The 17,286-nt window shown below is 71.7% G+C and carries 14 protein-coding genes and 4 tRNA genes; 9 read left to right on the plus strand and 9 right to left on the minus strand.

Going from position 1 to position 17,286, the window contains the following annotated elements:
- Positions 1-112 precede the first annotated feature (112 nt).
- Positions 113-4,045, minus strand: a complete 3,933-nt coding sequence (gene hrpA / locus IE134_RS07170; protein ID WP_189429877.1) for an ATP-dependent RNA helicase HrpA — start codon at positions 4,043-4,045, stop codon at positions 113-115.
- A gap of 133 nt (positions 4,046-4,178) precedes the next feature.
- Between hrpA and IE134_RS07175 the strand changes: the two genes are divergently transcribed.
- From IE134_RS07175 to IE134_RS07185, 3 genes are all read left to right on the plus strand, one after another.
- Positions 4,179-4,643 carry a hypothetical protein gene (locus IE134_RS07175; protein ID WP_189429878.1) on the plus strand — a complete coding sequence of 155 codons (465 nt, stop codon included), beginning with the start codon at positions 4,179-4,181 and terminating at the stop codon, positions 4,641-4,643.
- 73 nt (positions 4,644-4,716) lie between these two features.
- Positions 4,717-5,502, plus strand: a complete 786-nt coding sequence (locus IE134_RS07180; RefSeq protein ID WP_030707688.1) for a DsbA family protein — start codon at positions 4,717-4,719, stop codon at positions 5,500-5,502.
- On the plus strand, positions 5,499-6,380 hold the full coding sequence (locus tag IE134_RS07185; RefSeq protein WP_189429879.1) for a cytochrome c biogenesis CcdA family protein: 882 nt from the start codon (positions 5,499-5,501) through the stop codon (positions 6,378-6,380). Before IE134_RS07180 ends, IE134_RS07185 begins: the two co-directional genes overlap by 4 nt.
- Positions 6,381-6,421: 41 nt before the next feature.
- Here the strand turns inward: IE134_RS07185 and IE134_RS07190 are convergent.
- The 4 genes from IE134_RS07190 to IE134_RS07205 form a co-directional block, all read right to left on the minus strand.
- Positions 6,422-6,495 (minus strand) — tRNA-Phe (locus IE134_RS07190).
- Between the two features lie 22 nt (positions 6,496-6,517).
- Positions 6,518-6,592: transfer RNA gene (locus tag IE134_RS07195), tRNA-Asp, on the minus strand.
- Between the two features lie 38 nt (positions 6,593-6,630).
- A tRNA-Glu gene (locus IE134_RS07200) sits at positions 6,631-6,703 on the minus strand.
- 80 nt (positions 6,704-6,783) lie between these two features.
- Positions 6,784-8,469 (minus strand): metallophosphoesterase family protein, encoded by a 1,686-nt coding sequence (locus tag IE134_RS07205; protein WP_189429880.1) that lies wholly within the window; start codon positions 8,467-8,469, stop codon positions 6,784-6,786.
- A gap of 136 nt (positions 8,470-8,605) precedes the next feature.
- Between IE134_RS07205 and IE134_RS07210 the strand changes: the two genes are divergently transcribed.
- The 6 genes from IE134_RS07210 to IE134_RS07235 all read left to right on the plus strand — a co-directional run bounded on the left by IE134_RS07210 (position 8,606) and on the right by IE134_RS07235 (position 13,356).
- Positions 8,606-8,956, plus strand: a complete 351-nt coding sequence (locus IE134_RS07210) for a metallopeptidase family protein (RefSeq protein WP_006125792.1) — start codon at positions 8,606-8,608, stop codon at positions 8,954-8,956.
- The gene (locus tag IE134_RS07215) at positions 8,953-9,432 is read left to right on the plus strand and encodes a FluC/FEX family fluoride channel (RefSeq protein ID WP_126932562.1); all 480 of its coding nucleotides are present in this window, start codon (positions 8,953-8,955) and stop codon (positions 9,430-9,432) included. The genes IE134_RS07210 and IE134_RS07215 overlap by 4 nt, the downstream gene beginning before the upstream one ends.
- Positions 9,429-9,803, plus strand: a complete 375-nt coding sequence (crcB, locus tag IE134_RS07220; RefSeq protein WP_098895231.1) for a fluoride efflux transporter CrcB — start codon at positions 9,429-9,431, stop codon at positions 9,801-9,803. The genes IE134_RS07215 and crcB overlap by 4 nt, the downstream gene beginning before the upstream one ends.
- Positions 9,804-9,960: 157 nt before the next feature.
- Positions 9,961-10,542 (plus strand): hypothetical protein, encoded by a 582-nt coding sequence (locus IE134_RS07225; RefSeq protein WP_189429882.1) that lies wholly within the window; start codon positions 9,961-9,963, stop codon positions 10,540-10,542.
- A gap of 209 nt (positions 10,543-10,751) precedes the next feature.
- Positions 10,752-13,052 (plus strand): DEAD/DEAH box helicase, encoded by a 2,301-nt coding sequence (locus IE134_RS07230; protein WP_373301883.1) that lies wholly within the window; start codon positions 10,752-10,754, stop codon positions 13,050-13,052.
- Positions 13,053-13,282: 230 nt separating this feature from the next.
- Positions 13,283-13,356 (plus strand) — tRNA-Lys (locus IE134_RS07235).
- A gap of 160 nt (positions 13,357-13,516) precedes the next feature.
- On the opposite strand, the gene IE134_RS07240 is transcribed toward IE134_RS07235, so the two are convergent.
- The 4 genes from IE134_RS07240 to IE134_RS07255 form a co-directional block, all read right to left on the minus strand.
- A complete protein-coding gene (locus IE134_RS07240) occupies positions 13,517-13,876 on the minus strand; it encodes an STAS domain-containing protein (protein WP_010056489.1) in 360 nt (119 codons plus the stop codon).
- Positions 13,873-15,132 (minus strand): PP2C family protein-serine/threonine phosphatase, encoded by a 1,260-nt coding sequence (locus tag IE134_RS07245; RefSeq protein ID WP_030707697.1) that lies wholly within the window; start codon positions 15,130-15,132, stop codon positions 13,873-13,875. The genes IE134_RS07240 and IE134_RS07245 overlap by 4 nt, the downstream gene beginning before the upstream one ends.
- Positions 15,132-15,941 carry an alpha/beta fold hydrolase gene (locus tag IE134_RS07250; RefSeq protein WP_030707699.1) on the minus strand — a complete coding sequence of 270 codons (810 nt, stop codon included), beginning with the start codon at positions 15,939-15,941 and terminating at the stop codon, positions 15,132-15,134. Before IE134_RS07250 ends, IE134_RS07245 begins: the two co-directional genes overlap by 1 nt.
- Before the next feature lie 125 nt (positions 15,942-16,066).
- Entirely contained in the window at positions 16,067-17,110 is a 1,044-nt protein-coding gene (locus IE134_RS07255; RefSeq protein WP_010056493.1) for a fatty acid desaturase family protein, read from the minus strand.
- Between the last annotated feature and the right edge of the window lie 176 nt (positions 17,111-17,286).

The following is a 17,286-nucleotide window of genomic DNA, read 5'->3' on the forward strand; positions in this document are numbered from 1 at the left end:
CCGTGCGGCTTGCTGCGAAACCAGACTGTACAGGAGGTGGGAGGTCCAGGTCGACTTCACTCCTGGTGGTGACTCCGTCACCCACCTCCCGGCCTCCTCCGGCGGCCCCGCGTCAGGGCGCGAGGGCGTCGATCGCCTTCACGATCCGCTTGTCCGAGACGGGGAACGCGGTCCCCAGCGCGTGGGCGAAGTAGCTGACCCGCAGCTCCTCGATCATCCAGCGGACGTCCAGGGCCTCCTGCGGCACCGGCCTGCCCTGCGGGAACTGTTCGAGGAGCCAGGCGTACTCGTCCTGCATCTCGTGGACCTTCTCCATCCGCGTGGTGTCCCGCTGAACGGCCGTCGGCATCTGCTGGAGCCGCCGGTCGGCCGCCACGAGGTAGCGCATCAGGTCCGGCAGCCGGCGCAGCCCGGTGGCCGTAACGAAACCGGGCGGTACGAGACGGGCCAGCTGCTCCCGTACGTCCGTGACGTTGGCCACCAGAGCCAGGCTGTTCGTCGACTTCAGCCGGCGCTCGCAGGCCTGCCACGCGGCCAGGATCTGCTGCACCTGGTCGATCGTGCGGACGGTGAGGTCCACCAGGTCCGCGCGCACCTTGTCGTACAGCGTCCGGAACGCCTTCTCGTCCCACGCGGGCCCGCCGTGCGCGGCGATCAGCCGGTCGGCCGCGGCGGTCGCGCAGTCCTCGAAGAGGGCCTGCACCGAGCCGTGCGGATTACGGGACAGCGCCAGCTTCTGCTGATTGCTCAGCCGGTCGGACGCGAACTTCGCCGGGTTCACCGGGATGTTCAGCATGATCAGCCGCCGGGTACCGCACCACATCGCCTGCTGCTGCTCGGCCTCGGTGTCGAAGAGCCGCACCGCCACGCTCTCGCCCTGGTCGACCAGCGCCGGATACGCCTTGACCGGCTGACCGGCCCGCCGGGTCTCGAAGACCTTGTTCAGCGTGCCGATCGTCCAGTCCGTGAGGCCCGAGCGCTCGATGGACTCCCCCGAGGGCCCCGCGGTCGCCGCGGCGGCCTTGGAGAGCGCCTGGCGGGCCTTCGGGCGCAGCTGGAGCTTCAGCGCCTCCAGGTCCTTGTCCTCGGCGACCTTCCGCCGCCGCTCGTCGACGATCCGGAACGTGATCTTGAGGTGGTCCGGGACCCGGGAGAGGTCGAAGTCGTCCGCCGTGACCGGGACCCCGACCATCCGCTGGAGCTCCCGCGCCAGGGTCTGCGGCAGCGGCTCCTGGAGCGGGACCGCCCGGTCGAGGAACTTGTCGGCGTAGTTCGGCGCGGGGACGTAGTGCCGGCGGATCGGCTTCGGCAGCGAGCGGATCAGCTCGGTGACGACCTCCTCGCGCAGCCCCGGGATCTGCCAGTCGAAGCCCTCGGCGGTGACCTGGTTGAGCACCTGGAGCGGCACGTGCACGGTCACACCGTCCGCGTCCGCGCCGGGCTCGAACTGGTACGTCACCTTGAACTTGAGCTTCCCCTGCCGCCAGGAGTCCGGGTAGTCGTCCTTGGTGACGGCCCCGGCCTTCTCGTTGATGAGCATGGAGCGCTCGAAGTCGAGCGCGTCCGGCTCCTCGCGCTTCTTGTGCTTCCACCAGGAGTCGAAGTGCGCCCCGGACACGATGTGCTCGGGAATCCGCTGGTCGTAGAAGTCGAACAGGGTCTCGTCGTCCACGAGGATGTCGCGGCGCCGGGCCCGGTGCTCCAGCTCCTCGACCTCGCCGAGCAGTTTGCGGTTGTCGTGGAAGAACTGGTGGTGGGTGCGCCAGTCGCCCTCGACCAGGGCGTTGCGGATGAACAGATCCCGCGAGGCCTCCTGGTCGATTCGTCCGAAATTGACCTTGCGCTGGGCGACGATCGGCACGCCGTAGAGGGTGACCCGCTCGTACGCCATCACCGCCGCCTGGTCCTTCTCCCAGTGCGGCTCGCTGTAGGTCCGCTTCAGCAGGTGCCCGGCCAGCGGTTCGATCCACTCGGGCTCGACCTTGGCGTTGACCCGCGCCCAGAGCCGGGAGGTCTCCACCAGCTCCGCCGACATCAGGAACCGGGGCTGCTTCTTGAACAGCGCCGAGCCGGGGAAGATCGCGAACTTGGCGCTGCGCGCGCCCAGATACTCGTTCTTCTCGGTGTCCTTCAGCCCGATGTGCGACAGCAGCCCGGCCAGCAGCGAGGTGTGCACCGCCTGCTCGGGGATGGACGCCTCCGCCTTGGGCTCCTCGACGGTGATGCCCATCTGCTTGGCGACCGTCCGCAGCTGCGCGTAGATGTCCTGCCATTCGCGGATGCGCAGGAAGTTCAGATACTCCTGCTTGCACATCCGGCGGAACGAGGACGAGCCTCGCTCCTTCTGCTGCTCGCGGACATAGGCCCAGAGGTTCAGATACGCCAGGAAGTCGGAGGTCTCGTCCTTGAACCGGGCGTGGTTCTGGTCGGCCTGCGTCTGCTTCTCCGCCGGCCGCTCGCGCGGGTCCTGGATGGAGAGCGCGGCGGCGATGACCATGACCTCGCGGGCGCAGCCGTTCTTGTCGGCCTCGATGACCATGCGGGCCAGGCGCGGGTCGACGGGCAGCTGGGAGAGCTTGCGGCCGAGCGGGGTCAGCCGCTTCTTCGGGTCCTTCTCGGCGGGGTCGAGAGCCCCCAGCTCCTGGAGGAGCTGCACGCCGTCGCGGATGTTGCGGTGGTCCGGCGGGTCGATGAAGGGGAACTTCTCGATGTCGCCCAGCCCGGCGGCGGTCATCTGGAGGATGACGGAGGCCAGGTTGGTCCGCAGGATCTCCGGGTCGGTGAACTCCGGCCGGGTGACGAAGTCGTCCTCCGAGTACAGCCGGATGCAGATGCCGTCCGACGTACGGCCGCAGCGGCCCTTGCGCTGGTTGGCGCTGGCCTGGGAGATCCGCTCGATCGGCAGCCGCTGGACCTTGGTGCGGTGGCTGTAGCGGGAGATGCGGGCGTTGCCCGGGTCGATCACGTACTTGATGCCGGGGACGGTCAGCGAGGTCTCGGCGACGTTGGTCGCCAGCACGATGCGGCGTCCGGTGTGGCGCTGGAACACGCGGTGCTGCTCGGCGTGCGAGAGACGCGCGTAGAGGGGGAGCACCTCGGTATGTCTGAGGTTGCGCTTGTTCAGCGCGTCCGCCGTGTCCCGGATCTCGCGCTCACCGGAGAGGAAGACCAGGACGTCGCCGGGGGCCTCGTGGCCCAGCTCGTCGACGGCGTCGCAGATGGCGGTGATCTGGTCCCGGTCGGAGTCCTCGCTGTCCTCCTCCAGCAACGGGCGATACCGCACCTCGACCGGATACGTCCGCCCGCTGACCTCCACGATCGGCGCCTCGCCGAAGTGGCGTGCGAACCGCTCCGGGTCGATGGTCGCCGAGGTGATGACGACCTTCAGATCGGGGCGGCGGGGCAGCAGCCGGGCCAGATAGCCGAGCAGGAAGTCGATGTTCAGCGACCGCTCGTGGGCCTCGTCGATGATGATCGTGTCGTACGCCAGCAGCTCGCGGTCCGTCTGGATCTCGGCGAGCAGGATGCCGTCCGTCATCAGCTTCAGATACGTCGACTCCGGGTTCACCTGATCGGTGAAGCGGACCTTCCAGCCGACCGTCTCGCCCAGCGGCGTCTTCAGCTCGTCCGCTACGCGCTCCGCGACCGTACGGGCTGCGATCCGGCGGGGCTGGGTGTGCCCGATCATGCCCCGGACGCCGCGCCCCAGCTCCATACAGATCTTGGGGATCTGCGTGGTCTTCCCGGACCCGGTCTCCCCGGCGACGATCACGACCTGGTGGTCGCGTATCGCCTCCAGGATCTCGTCCTTCTTCTGGCTGACCGGCAGCTCTTCCGGGTACGACAGGGCGGGCAGCCGGGCCGCGCGCGCCGCGAGCCGTTCGGCCGCCTTGCCCGCCTCGGCCGCGATCTCGTCCAGCACGGACTGGCGGGCCTCGGGCTTGCGGATGCGGCGCGCTCCTTCGAGGCGCCGGCCGAGCCGGTTCGCGTCGCGGAGCGAGAGCTGACCGAGCTGGGACTGGAGATCGGCGAAGGAAGTAGACATACGGATCCCAGGATCTCACCCGGGCCCGGCCAGTGGCGACCTCATTTCGCGCGGGCTGCGTCACGCGGCACGTACCATTTCGGGCAGTCGAACGCCCCCGTCACCACCGCTCGCGCGAGAAAGGCCCGGTCCCGTGTCCCGTACGCAGTGGTGGAGCCTTACGGCGCTGCTCGCGGCGCTGCTGGGGCTGTTGTGCGGGCCGGGGGCGGTCGCCGCCGCCGGTCCGGGGGCCTCCGCGCCGGTGGCGCACGTTGTGCAGGGCCCGGCCCAGGCGGACGGCCCGGCTCAGGCCAGGGCCGAGGGCTCGGCTCCGGACCGGGCGCAGCACCAGGCCCAAGCCCCGGCCCAAGCCCCCGTGGCCGAGGCCTCCGGCGGGCGTGCCCCGGTCCCCGGCTGCGGGAAGCTCCGTGATCACGACGGTGAGCCCGCCGTTCCCTCCCGCGCCCGGTCCGCCCACGACCACGCGCCGGGGCTCGCGCCCTGGGGGCTGCCCGTCGCGACGGGCGCGCTGCCGGCCGAGCCGCCGCCGGGGATACGGGCCCGCGCCCCCCTCCCGTACACCCCGACCCCGGTCGAACTCTCCGTGCTGCGGGTGTAGGAGGCGTCCGGCGGGCACCCGCCCGCCCCGCACCGTCCGCCCTTTCTCCCGCATCACCAGCACGGAGTGCCGCATGCCCACGCCCAAGAACACGAAGACCGCGAACGCGCGCAAGCCCCTCGTCTACGGCGCGGTGGTCGTCGTCGCGGCCGGTCTCCTCGGCTTCGCCTCGTACAAGGCCACCGCCCCCGACGACACCGCGAAGGACACCACCGCCACCGGCCCCGCCGCCGAGGTCTCCGCCGACCCGAACGAGGGCGTCTACCCGGAGCTGGCGAAGCTCGCCCGCCGGGACGCGGACGACAAGCTGGCCATCGGCCCGGCCGACGCCCCGGTCGTCCTGATCGAGTACGCCGACTTCAAGTGCGGCTACTGCGGCAAGTTCGCCCGGGACACCGAGCCGGAGCTGATCCAGAAGTACGTGAAGGACGGCACGCTGCGCATCGAGTGGCGCAACTTCCCGATCTTCGGCGAGGAGTCCGAGAACGCCGCGCGCGGCGCCTGGGCCGCCGGGCAGCAGAACCGCTTCTGGGAGTTCCACCGCGCCGCCTACGCCGAGGGGGCGAAGGAGAAGGGCTTCGGCAAGGACCGGGTGAAGGCGCTCGCCGAGGAGGCCGGGGTGAAGGACCTGGACCGGTTCATGAAGGACCTCGACGGCGACGCGGCCCGCGCGTCGGTCAAGAAGGACCAGGAGCAGGCGTACGGGATCGGCGCCACGTCCACCCCGTCGTTCCTGATCAACGGCCGCCCGATCGCGGGCGCCCAGCCGGACGAGACGTTCACCCGGGCCATCGAGGCCGCCGCCGAGCAGGCGAAGACCACGGGGGCCGCAGGCAAGGCAGGGGAGCCCGCCAAGTGACGGCCGACATCGGCTACTTCGCGGCCTTCCTCGGCGGGCTGCTCGCCCTGGTCAGCCCGTGCAGCGCGCTGCTGCTTCCGGCGTTCTTCGCGTACTCCATCGACTCCACCTCCCGGCTGCTGGCCCGTACCGGCATCTTCTACGCCGGGCTCGCCACCACCCTCGTCCCGCTCGGCGCGGCCGGTTCGTACGCCGGGCGGCTGTTCTACGGCCACCGCGACGCCCTCGTCACCGGCGCGGGCTGGCTGATCATCGTGCTCGGCGTCGCGCAGATCGTCGGCCTCGGCTTCGCCTCCCGGCGGATGGCCGAGCTCAGCGGCCGGATCCGCCCCACCACCGTGTTCTCCGTCTACGCGCTGGGCGCGGTCTACGGGCTGGCCGGATTCTGCGCGGGCCCGATCCTCGGCAGCGTCCTGACCGTCGCGGCGGTCAGCGGCAGCCCGGTCTACGGCGGGCTGCTGCTGGCGGTGTACGCGCTCGGGATGGCCGTACCGCTCTTCGTCCTCGCCCTGCTCTGGGAGCGGTTCGACCTGGGCCGTCGCACTTGGCTGCGCGGCCGGACCGTCCAGCTCGGCGGCCGGTTCCAGCTGCACACCACATCGCTGCTGTCGGGCCTGTTCTTCATCGGCCTCGGCGCGCTGTTCCTCGTCTACGACGGGACGACCGCGCTGCCCGGCCTGCTCGGGGTCGACGACTCGTTCGCGGTCGAGCAGTGGGCGCAGAAGCTCGGCGAACGGGTGCCGGACGGTGCGGCGCTGGTCGCGGTGGTGTTCGTGGCGCTGCTGGTCCTGGGTGTACGGGCCTGGCGGCGGCGCGATGCCGACGTAGCGGCGGCGGAGAAGGAGCAGGAGGAGCACGCCGGGACCGAGAAGGTGTGACACGGCGAAGGCCCCGTCCGGTGGACGGGGCCTTCGTGAAGTGGCTGGGGCCGGGATCGAACCGGCGACCTATCGCTTTTCAGGCGATCGCTCGTACCAACTGAGCTACCCAGCCACGCAGCCGCTGGGGCTGCAAGCGGTCCTGACGGGATTTGAACCCGCGGCCTCCACCTTGACAGGGTGGCGAGCACTCCAAACTGCTCCACAGGACCAAGCAATGTGCGAAACAAGTCTCGCACACGGTGAAACGTGCCCCCAACGGGATTCGAACCCGTGCTACCGCCTTGAAAGGGCGGCGTCCTGGGCCACTAGACGATGAGGGCTATTGGCCCGCCGGTTCGCTTTGCAGCGCGTCGGGGACGTGAGAAGCATATGGGATGGGTGGAGCTATCGCCAAAACGGTTTACGGCGATGGGGTCGGGCGGCCCGGGGAGCGGGTCGCGGAGGGCGACGAGGACGCGGACGACGGCGACGGGGAGGGCGAGCCGGGGGAGTCCTTCTTCAGGTTCTCCTCCGGGAGATGGCGGCTGACCTCGGCGGTCGTCAGCCCGAGACCGCCGAGCGTGATCTCGTCCCAGGCCTGGAGCCGGCGGGTGGAGCGGTCCAGGTAGAGCACCGACGCGTGCACCTTCTCGGGCTTCTCGTTCTGCACGGCGCGCAGCCCGCCGCCGCCCGTGGAGCCCTCGACCTTCAGCCGGGTGCCGAGCTTCAGCTGTTCGTTGATCCGGCGGTGGAGGTGGCCGGAGAGCACCAGCGGGACCGTGCCGTCGGTCGCCCGGGCGGTGTTCGGGTCGTGGGCGACGGCGATGTCGACGGGGGTGCCCGCCCGCTCCTGGTCGCGCAGAGCGGTGGCCAGGCGTGCGCCCTCCAGCTGGGCGGCCGCCTTGTTGCCGCCGGGGCCGGTCCGGTCCGGGGTGAAGGAGGCGTCGCCGGTGCCCGCGATCCGCAGCCCGCCGACGTCCACCGCCTTGCCGTCGTCGAGGACGCGGACGTTCCGGAACTTCTCCAGGTAGTCCTGGGTGACGGTCGAGTCGTGGTTGCCGCGCACCCAGACGTAGGGCGCGCCGAGGTCGCGGATCGGGTCGAGGAAGCCGTTCTCGGCGGCGGAGCCGTGGTCCATCGTGTCGCCGGAGTCGATGATCACGTCGATCTCGTACTGCTCGACGAGCGAGGCGATGATGTGCCAGGCCGCCGGGTTGAGGTGGATGTCGGAGACGTGCAGGGCCCGGATGGTGCCGGGGTCGGGCTGGTAGACGGGGAGCGTGGAGGTCGCGTCGTACAGCTTGGTGACGTTGGTGACCAGGCGGGCCAGTTCCTGCTGGTACATGTCGAACTCGGTGACGATCGAGCGGGCGTCGCCGACCAGCGACGGGGCGCTGGAGAGCAGCCCGGAGAACTTCGGCTCCAGCACGGACTTCGGGTTCCAGGTGGCGTACGCGCTGACGCCGGACGCGGCCAGCAGGGTGAGGGCGAGCCCGCCGGCGGCCAGGGCGCGGCGGGGGCGGCGGTAGACGACGAGGCCGAGGGCGGTGGCGCCGGAGATCACGGCGACGCAGGAGCGCACGGCCAGCTCCCTGGTCCCGGCGGCGACGTCCCGGGTCACCTCGTCCTGGAGGCCGGAGAACCGTTCCGGCTGGTCGACCAGGGCCTGGGAGCGCTCGGGGTCGAGGCGGTCCACGTCCACGTCGAGCCGCAGCGGCGCGATGTGCGAGTCCAGCTCCAGGGCGCCGAGCGGGGCCACGTTGATCTTGCTGCCGCCGGTGAGGGAGGGGCGGAGCGTCATGTTGGTGTCCATGGGGCCGACCGGCGTACGGATGGACCCCACGGCGAGCAGTCCCAGCCAGGCCCCCAGCACGACGACGGCGAGCATGCCCAGCGCGCGGAGCCAGGGGCTGCGGGCGGGAGCCGCCAGGTCGCCGGGGACCGCCGGGCGGGGTGCCTTCGGCCCGGCGGGGCCCGTCGCGCCGGTTCGGTCCGTCGCGCGGGAGGCTTTCGGGGCGGCGGTACGGCTCCGGGACGCCGGGCGGACGAGCTGGCTGAGGCGGTGCCAGACGCGGTCGGCTGCGGCACGGAACGGGACGCGGACCATTGGGCCCGTATGCCCCGGTACGGCCTTCACCATGCCGGGCGGCTCCACCGGTCATGCGTCCGTACGGACCCGGTCGCCGCGATGCCGGGCGGTGGCCATCTGCCCGTACCCGGCCCCCGTACGGGACAATGGCCGGGTGCTGGAGATGACGCGCGAACAGTTCGAGGAGCTGGTGAGCCAGGCTCTGGACCGGATTCCGCCGGAGCTGACGCGGCTGATGGACAACGTGGCGGTGTTCGTCGAGGACGAACCGGACCCCGGCGACCCCGACCTGCTCGGGCTCTACGAGGGCACCCCGCTCACCGACCGCGGCGAGTGGTACGCCGGAGTGCTGCCGGACCGGATCACCATCTACCGGGGCCCGACGCTGCGGATGTGCGAGACCCAGGAGGACGTCGTCGCGGAGACCGAGATCACCGTGGTCCACGAGATCGCCCACCACTTCGGCATCGACGACGAGCGGCTGCACGCCCTGGGGTACGGATGAGCGAGCAGGAACCGCGGGAGCTGCCGGAGCCCGGCCCGCCGTCCGCACCGCAGGGCCGGGTGCTGGCGGCGGTCGCGGCCGGCGGCGCGCTCGGAGCCCTCGCCCGGTACGGGGCGCTGGTGCTCTGGCCGACGCCCGGTCACGGTTTCCCGTGGACGGTGTTCGCCGTCAACGTGACCGGCTGCGCCCTCATCGGCGTCCTGATGGTGCTGACCGTCGAGCGGGGCCGGATCACCCGCCCGCTGGTGCGGCCCTTCCTCGGCGTCGGGGTGCTCGGCGGCTACACGACCTTCTCGACGTACGCGGCGGACGTCTCGGGCCTGCTGGTCCGTCAGGAGGTCGCGGTGGCGATGGCGTACACGGTGGCGACGGCGGTGGCCGCGCTCGCATCGGTGGGGGCGGCGGCCGTGGCGACACGGGCCTGGCTGGACCGGGGCGGGCGACCCGGCGCGCGGGCCGAGGGGCGCACGGCGTGACCTGGCTGCTGGTGGCGATCGGCGGCGCGGTGGGCGCGCCCCTGCGCTATCTGACGGACCGTGCGGTGCAGACGTACCAGGGCCCGGGCGTCCCGTACGTCTTCCCGTGGGGCACCTTCACGGCGAACATCGCGGGCAGCCTGCTGCTCGGCGTGCTGACCGGCGCCGCGGTCTCCTCCCCGGTGCACGCCCTGCTGGCGACGGGCCTGTGCGGGGCGCTGACGACGTACTCGACGTTCTCGTACGAGACCCTCCGCCTGGCCGAGACGGGCCGCGCCTTCCTGGCCGCGGCCAATGTGCTGGCGTCCCTGCTGGCGGGGCTGGGCGCGGTGTTCCTGGGGGCGAAGCTGGCGGGCGGGTTCGGGGGGTAGCGGGGCTTCGTGCGGTGAGGGCACGTGCGGGGCGTTGCGGTTTCGGGCGTGTCTCCGGCGGGGTCGGGGGAGTTGGGCACGGTGCGAAGCCTCGCTCCGGCGTCGCGGGCTCCACCCCTCGCCACGCTCCCGCTCCCTCGCCCCGGAGGTGCCCCTCGTGCGCCAGTTCCCCGCCCCTGTCCGCTGGGCAGCCGTCACCGCGTTGACGATCGCCGCGTCCACCGGCTGCATGAGCGTCGGCGAGGACGGCGCCGGAGGGCCGGGGCCCTCGCGGTCCGCAGGCCCGAAGGGCGCCCAGACCGATCCGGCCGGGAACACGATTCCCGGCTCCGGGCAGTCCGGAGGACGCGGCGGGGGCGCCCACCCCCACTCCGACCGGGGCGTTCCCGGCAGCAGCCCACGCCCCGACGCCTCCGGTGCGAAGCCGTCGGCCACCACCAAGGACGCCCGCCCGGAACCGGCCGCCCCCGGGCAGCCCACCCGTGGCGGCGGAGGGGTGCGGCCCACGCCGACGCCCTCGACCCCGGGGCCGGGGGAGCCGCCGCCGGTCACTCCGGAGCCGCCGGCCCCGCCGACGCCCGCCCCGGACCCGGACCCCGAGCCGCAGCCCACCGACCCGCCGGAGCCGCCCCCGTCGGCGTCGCCCGCCGCGCAGTTCCGGGCCCAGGGGACGGGCGGGCCGAAGCCGGTCGGTCCGCTGCGGACGCCGGAGGCATCGCCGCAGGTGGGGCCGGTGTAGTCGGCGTCACTGCGAGGGTGGTTTGCGCAAGGTGGGTGAGGGTGCGTATGGTGGTAGATCGTTTGATCCCATTGCCCGGCGCCGACACAGAAGAGCGCCGTGTGGCGCGTACTCTCCCTTGCCGTGGCTGGACCGCATTGAGGCGGTCGAAATTGCGAATCACGGAGTTATGGGCGCGTGCCGAGACTCCGGAAGGTTTCGCATTTCGCATGTCAATTTCCAGTTCTGACCGCACCGTCATGCCCGAGAACGTCGACAACGCCGAGCTCGCCGAGCTGGTCGAGTCCGCCGTGACCGAGGCCCCGGCCGGTGCGACCGCCCCGGCCGCCGAGAAGACCGAAGAGGTCCCCGAGGCTGCTGAGGCCCCCGAGGCCGAGGCGTCCGAGGCCTCCACCGAGCCGACTGTCACCTTCGGCGACCTGGGCCTGCCCGAGGGCATCGTCCGCAAGCTCGCGCAGAACGGCGTCACCACCCCCTTCCCGATCCAGGCGGCGACCATCCCGGACGCCCTGGCCGGCAAGGACATCCTCGGCCGTGGCCGTACGGGCTCCGGCAAGACCCTCTCCTTCGGTCTGCCCACCCTGGCCGCGCTGGCCGGTGGCCGCACCGAGAAGAAGAAGCCCCGCGCCGTCATCCTCACCCCGACCCGCGAGCTCGCGATGCAGGTCGCGGACGCCCTCCAGCCGTACGGCGACGTGCTCGGCCTGAAGATGAAGGTCGTCTGCGGCGGTACGTCGATGGGCAACCAGATCTACGCCCTGGAGCGCGGCGTCGACGTTCTCGTCGCCACCCCGGGCCGGCTGCGCGACATCATCAACCGCGGCGCCTGCTCCCTGGAGGACGTCCAGGTCGCCGTCCTCGACGAGGCCGACCAGATGTCCGACCTGGGCTTCCTGCCCGAGGTCACCGAGCTGCTCGACCAGGTCCCGGCCGGCGGTCAGCGGATGCTCTTCTCCGCCACCATGGAGAACGAGATCGGCACGCTGGTCAAGCGCTACCTCTCCAACCCGGTCACGCACGAGGTCGACAGCGCCCAGGGCAACGTCACGACCATGTCGCACCACGTCCTCGTCGTGAAGCCGAAGGACAAGGCGCCGGTCACCGCCGCCATCGCCGCCCGCAAGGGCCGCACCATCATCTTCGTCCGCACCCAGCTGGGCGCCGACCGCATCGCCGAGCAGCTCATCGAGTCCGGCGTGAAGGCCGACGCGCTGCACGGCGGCATGACCCAGGGCGCCCGTACGCGGGTCCTGGAGGACTTCAAGAAGGGTTACGTCAACGCCCTCGTCGCGACTGACGTCGCCGCCCGCGGTATCCACGTCGACGGCATCGACCTGGTCCTGAACGTGGACCCGGCCGGAGACCACAAGGACTACCTGCACCGCTCGGGCCGTACCGCCCGCGCCGGCAAGTCCGGTGTCGTCGTCTCGCTGGCGCTCCCGCACCAGCGCCGCCAGATCTTCCGCCTGATGGAGGACGCGGGCGTCGACGCCTCGCGCCACATCGTCCAGGGCGCGGGCGTCTTCGAGCCGGAGGTCGCCGAGATCACCGGCGCCCGTTCGCTCACCGAGGTCCAGGCCGACTCCGCGAACAACGCCGCCAAGCAGGCCGAGCGCGAGGCCGCCGACCTGACGAAGCAGCTGGAGCGCGTCCAGCGCCGCGCCGTCGAGCTCCGCGAGGAGGCCGACCGCCTGGTCGCCCGTGCCGCCCGCGAGCGGGGCGACGACCCGGAGGCCGCGGTCGCCGAGGTCACCGCTGAGGCGGAGGCCGCCCTCGTGGCCGCCATCTCCGTCCCCGAGCAGCCGGCCGCCCGCGACGAGCAGCGCCGCGACGAGCGGGGCAACTACGAGCGCCGCGACAACCGCGGTGGCGACCGTGGCGGCTACCGAGGCAACGACCGTCGTGACGACCGCCCGTCGGGTGGCTTCCGCTCCGGTGGCAACGACCGTCGGGACGACCGTGGTGGCCGCTCCTTCGAGCGTCGCGACAACGACCGTCCGTCGTTCCGTGACCGTCGTGACGACCGCCCGTCGGGTGGCTTCCGCTCCGGTGGCAACGACCGTCGCGACGACCGCCCGTCGGGTGGCTTCCGCTCCGGTGGCAACGACCGTCGCGACGACCGTGGCGGCCGCTCCTTCGAGCGCCGCGACGACCGCCCCTCGTTCAACCGTGACCGTCGTGACGACCGCCCGTCGGGTGGCTTCCGCTCCGGTGGCAACGACCGTCGCGACGACCGTGGCGGCCGCTCCTTCGAGCGCCGCGACAACGACCGCCCGTCGTTCAACCGCGACCGCCGTGACGACCGCCCCTCCGGCGGTTACCGCTCCGGCGGCAGCGACCGCCCGTTCAACCGTGACCGTCGTGACGACCGCCCGTCGGGTGGCTTCCGCTCCGGCGGCAGCGACCGCCCGACCGGCCGCCGTGACGACCACCGTGGCGCCAACACCGGCACCAACACCGGTTCGTTCGGCCGCCGCGACGACAAGCCGCGCTGGAAGCGCAACGGCTGACCCCAGCCCGGCCGGCCTCCGGCCGAGCAGGTCCGCCTGACAGACCGGCAGGGCCCGTACGCCACCGAACCGACTCGGTGACGTACGGGCCCTGTTGCTGTTCCCGACCCCCTCGTCCCACCTGTTCCTGAGCCCACGCCGGGCTCCCGCAACGCGCGCGACGGGCCCAAGACCGATACCGGATCGGCTGCCGGGACCGGGCGGGCTATGCTCGGGGGGTGATGTTGCACGGGCCGTTAGCTCAATTGGTCAGAGCAGCGGACTTTTAATCCGTTGGTTGTGGGTTCGAGTCCCACACGGCCTACCGACAGCAGGACAGGGCGCAAGCCCGCCATCTGCGAAGAAGCGCCTCCATCCGGTCCCGTCCGGGTGGGGGCGCTTCGCCATGTGGTTCCCGCGTCAGGCGCACGTCCTGCGGTGCTGTACGCCGACCACTGCGTGACTCGGACGGGAGATCCGGCGGATCAATCCGAGACGGTTCGCCAGGCGTCCTCGGCGTGCTGTGCGGTGGGGTGGGTGGGGAAGACCTGGTCCAGGCCGATGATGCGGATGATCCGGGCGAGGTGTTCGGGGAGGGCGGCCAGTGCGATGGTCGCGTCGGCGGCCAGGGCGTGGTTGCGGGCGGCGATCAGGGCGGTGATTCCGCTGGAGTCGCAGAAGGTGATGCCCTTGAGGTCGATGACGAGCTGTTGTCCCGGGCGCAGGGCGAGCCCGGGCAGGGCGTCGCGGACCTGGGGTGCGGTGTGGTGGTCGAGTTCCCCGGCGAGTTCCATGACCGTGCCGGCAGCGGTGGTGCGGGTGCTGAGGGTCAAGTGCTGGGTCACTGCTGCTCTTCACTGAGGGATCGGGGCACGTGGATGGCGAGGACGGCGGTGTCGTCGTCCACGCCGGTGCCGAAGGTGCGGAGCAGGTCGCGGACTGCGCCGATGGTGTCCGACGCGGTGGTGGGGGCGAGGTCGTGGCCGAAGTCGAGGAAGGCCTCGTCGCCGTAGCGGTCCTCGCCTCCGGCGGCGGTGGTGTGGGCTTCGGTGAGGCCGTCGGTGTGCAGGAGCAGCGTGTCGCCGGGGGCGAGGTGGACGGTGGTGGTGGCGATGTGGGCGTCGGGCAGGGCGCCGATGAGCTGCCCGCCGGGGGTGGGCAGGTAGTCGGCGGTGCCGTCGGCGCGCATCAGCAGGGCTGGGGGGTGGCCGCCGCTGGCCAGCGTGATGCGGAAGCCGCCGCGGTCGGGGTCGGGGGTGAGGAGGCCGAAGACGACGGTGCAGAAGCGGGGGTCGGTGCCCTGGTACTCGTGGTTGAGGACGGTGTTGAGGTTGGCGAGTACGGCGGCCGGGTCCGGGTCGTAGACGGCGGCGGCGCGCAGGGTGTAGCGGGCCAGGGAGGTGACGGCCGCGGCGGCGGCGCCCTTGCCGCACACGTCGCCCAGGAACAGGCCCCAGGTCCCGGCGGCCAGGGGGAACAGGTCGTAGAAGTCGCCGCCGACCTCGTCGACGGAGGCGATGTGGTAGTGCGCGGCGACGTCCAGGCCGGGCACGTTGGCCAGCGTGGGCGGCAGCAGTGTCTTCTGCAGGGTGGTGTTCAGGAGCTTGAGGCGGTCGCGTTCCTGGTCGGCTTCCTGGCGGGCCCGCAGCAGTTCCGTCTCGTAGGCGCGGCGGTCGCGGGCGTCGAAGAGGGTGGTGCGGATCAGCAGGGGTTGCCCGTCGCTGCCGGTCTTGACTGTCGAGGTGACCATGACCGGCAGGTGGGAGCCGTCGGCCGCCTTGAGTTCCAGGGCGATGCCGCTGATCTCGCCCTGCATCCGCAGCAGCGGGGCGAAGTGGGTCTCGTGATAGAGCCGGCCGCCGACGGTCAGAAGGTCGGAGAAGGCCATGCGGCCCACCAGATCGCCGCGCCGGTAGCCGAGCCAGTCCAGCAGGGTCGTGTTGGCCTTGGCGATCCGGCCGTCCAGCAGGGTGGAGAGGTAGCCGCACGGGGCGTGCTCGTAGAGGTCCTCGGCACTGTCCTCCAGCAGTTCGGAGAAGCGGGCCTCCTCATCCACGGGTGCCGGGTCCCTGCTGTCCGCCGCGTCGCCCGTCTCGCACATCACCGCGCCGCCCCGGCGAACGCGGCGATCGCCGCAGCGGTCTCTTCCGGGGCAGCCAGCTGAGGGCAGTGCCCCGTCGCGTTCAGTGTGACCAGCCGGCTTCCCGGTATCCGGGCGTGGACGAACGCGCCGACCTCCGGCGGTGCGATCGCATCGCTGGAGCACTGGGCGACCAGCGTGGGCACCCGCACTGCCGCGAGGTCGGCGCGGTTGTCGGACAGGAACGTCACCCGGGCGAAGACGCGCGCGATCTCCGGATCCGTGCGGCAGAAGCTGTTCGTCAGCTCCTCGCCCAGCTCGGGCCGATCCGGGTTGCCCATGATCACCGGTGCCATCGCGCCCGACCAGCCGAGATAGTTGGCGTCCAGCGACTCCAGCAGCTCATCGATGTCGGCGGCGCTGAAGCCGCCCCGGTACCCCGTGGCCGGATCGTCGATGAAGCAGGGAGACGGTGCGAGCAGCACCAGTCCGGCGAACGCCTCCGGCTCGCGCGCGGCGGCCAGCACGCCCATCATCGCGCTCACCGAATGCCCCACGAACATGACCGGCCCCAGCGCCAGCTCCCCGACGACCTCCAGGACATCGGCGACGTAACCGTCCAGCGATCCGTACCGGTCCTGGCTCCAGGAAGACAGCTGCGAGTTTCCCGAGCCGACGTGGTCGAAGAGGACGACGGTGAAGTGCCGCTCCAGCGCAGGCACCACCAGACGCCACATGTTCTGGTCGCACCCGAACCCGTGCGCCAGCATCACCACCGGCGCACCGGCCCGCCCGGTCACCCTGACATGGTTCCTGCTCCGCACGTCCATGCGCGCCATCGTGGCAGACTCCCGGCGCGAGGGCTTCTCCCGTAGCTCGCAACCGGGGCTGACGGCCGAGCCCGGCGGGAGCGTCGCGCGGTTGCGGCCGCGTCGGCGGGGTGAGGGATCACCGGTCACGCGGGGCGTGCCTCTGTCCGGCGCAGGGGAGCGCCTGCCTGGTGGAGGCTGCGGAGTGCTTGCCGGTAGGAGGCGATCAGGCTGGTCTCCAGGTAGGCGACATCCAGCTCTTCGCAGTAGCGCCGGACGACGATCTGGGCCTTGCGCAGGTTGGGGCTGGGCATGCTCGGGAAGAGGTGGTGCTCGATCTGGTAGTTCAGCCCGCCCAGGACGATGTCCGTGAACCAGTTGCCGCTGACGTTGCGTGAGGTGAGGACCTGGCGGCGCAGGAAGTCCGGCCGGTCGTTGCCCGTCCGGATCGGCATGCCCTTGTGGTTGGGGGCGAAGACGGAGCCGAGGTACAGACCGAAGAGGCCTTGGTGGACGGCGAGGAAGGCGATCGCCATGCCGGGCGGCAGCACCAGGAAGAGCGCCGTCAGGTAGGCCGCGCAGTGCGCGACGAGCAGGGACCCCTCCAGCATCCGGTGCTTGAGCGAACGGTCGGCCAGCGCCCGCAGGCCCGACACGTGCAGGTTGATGGCTTCCAGGGTGAGGAGAGGGAAGAACAGGTACGCCTGCGAGCGGCCGATCAGCCGGGGCAGGCCCTTGGCCGAGCGGGCCTGGTCCTGCGACCAGACCAGCAGATCGGGCTCGATGTCGGGGTCGAGGGTCTCGTGGTTGGGGTTGGCGTGGTGGCGGGTGTGCTTGTCCTGCCACCAGCCGTAGCCCATGCCGATGCCGATGTTCGCGGTGATGCGCCCTGACCTCTCGCTGGCCTTGCGCAGCCGGAAGACCTGGCGGTGGGCGATGTCGTGGGCCAGCAGGGCCACCTGGCCGAAGACCGCGGCCAGGAAGACGGCGACGGCCAGGTTCCACCAGGAGGCGCCGACGAGGACGAAAGCGGTCCAGCCGGCGACGTACAGGGCACTCACGGCCACGATACGGACCGCGTAGTAGCGGGGTCGTCGGGCCATCAGGCCGTGGTCGGCGATCCTCTTGGACAGCCGGGCGAAATCGCTCCCGGTCGTCCGCTCGGGGCGGACGGAGACTTCTGCGGTCATGAGTACGAACCTCTCGTGGCCGACACCGGGCAGCCGTTGGGCGGTCACCGCGATGTGGTGGGAACGGAACAGCCGAGGACGTGACCGCTGTCGCTGGACTGATGGGTGGAGGGGCGCGGCCTCGGCCGCCCTCCTCCGGATCGGAGCTGCCGCCCGGCGTGGCGGCGGGCCTTCCG

This window comes from Streptomyces rubiginosohelvolus (assembly GCF_014649875.1).
Lineage (GTDB): Bacteria > Actinomycetota > Actinomycetes > Streptomycetales > Streptomycetaceae > Streptomyces > Streptomyces rubiginosohelvolus.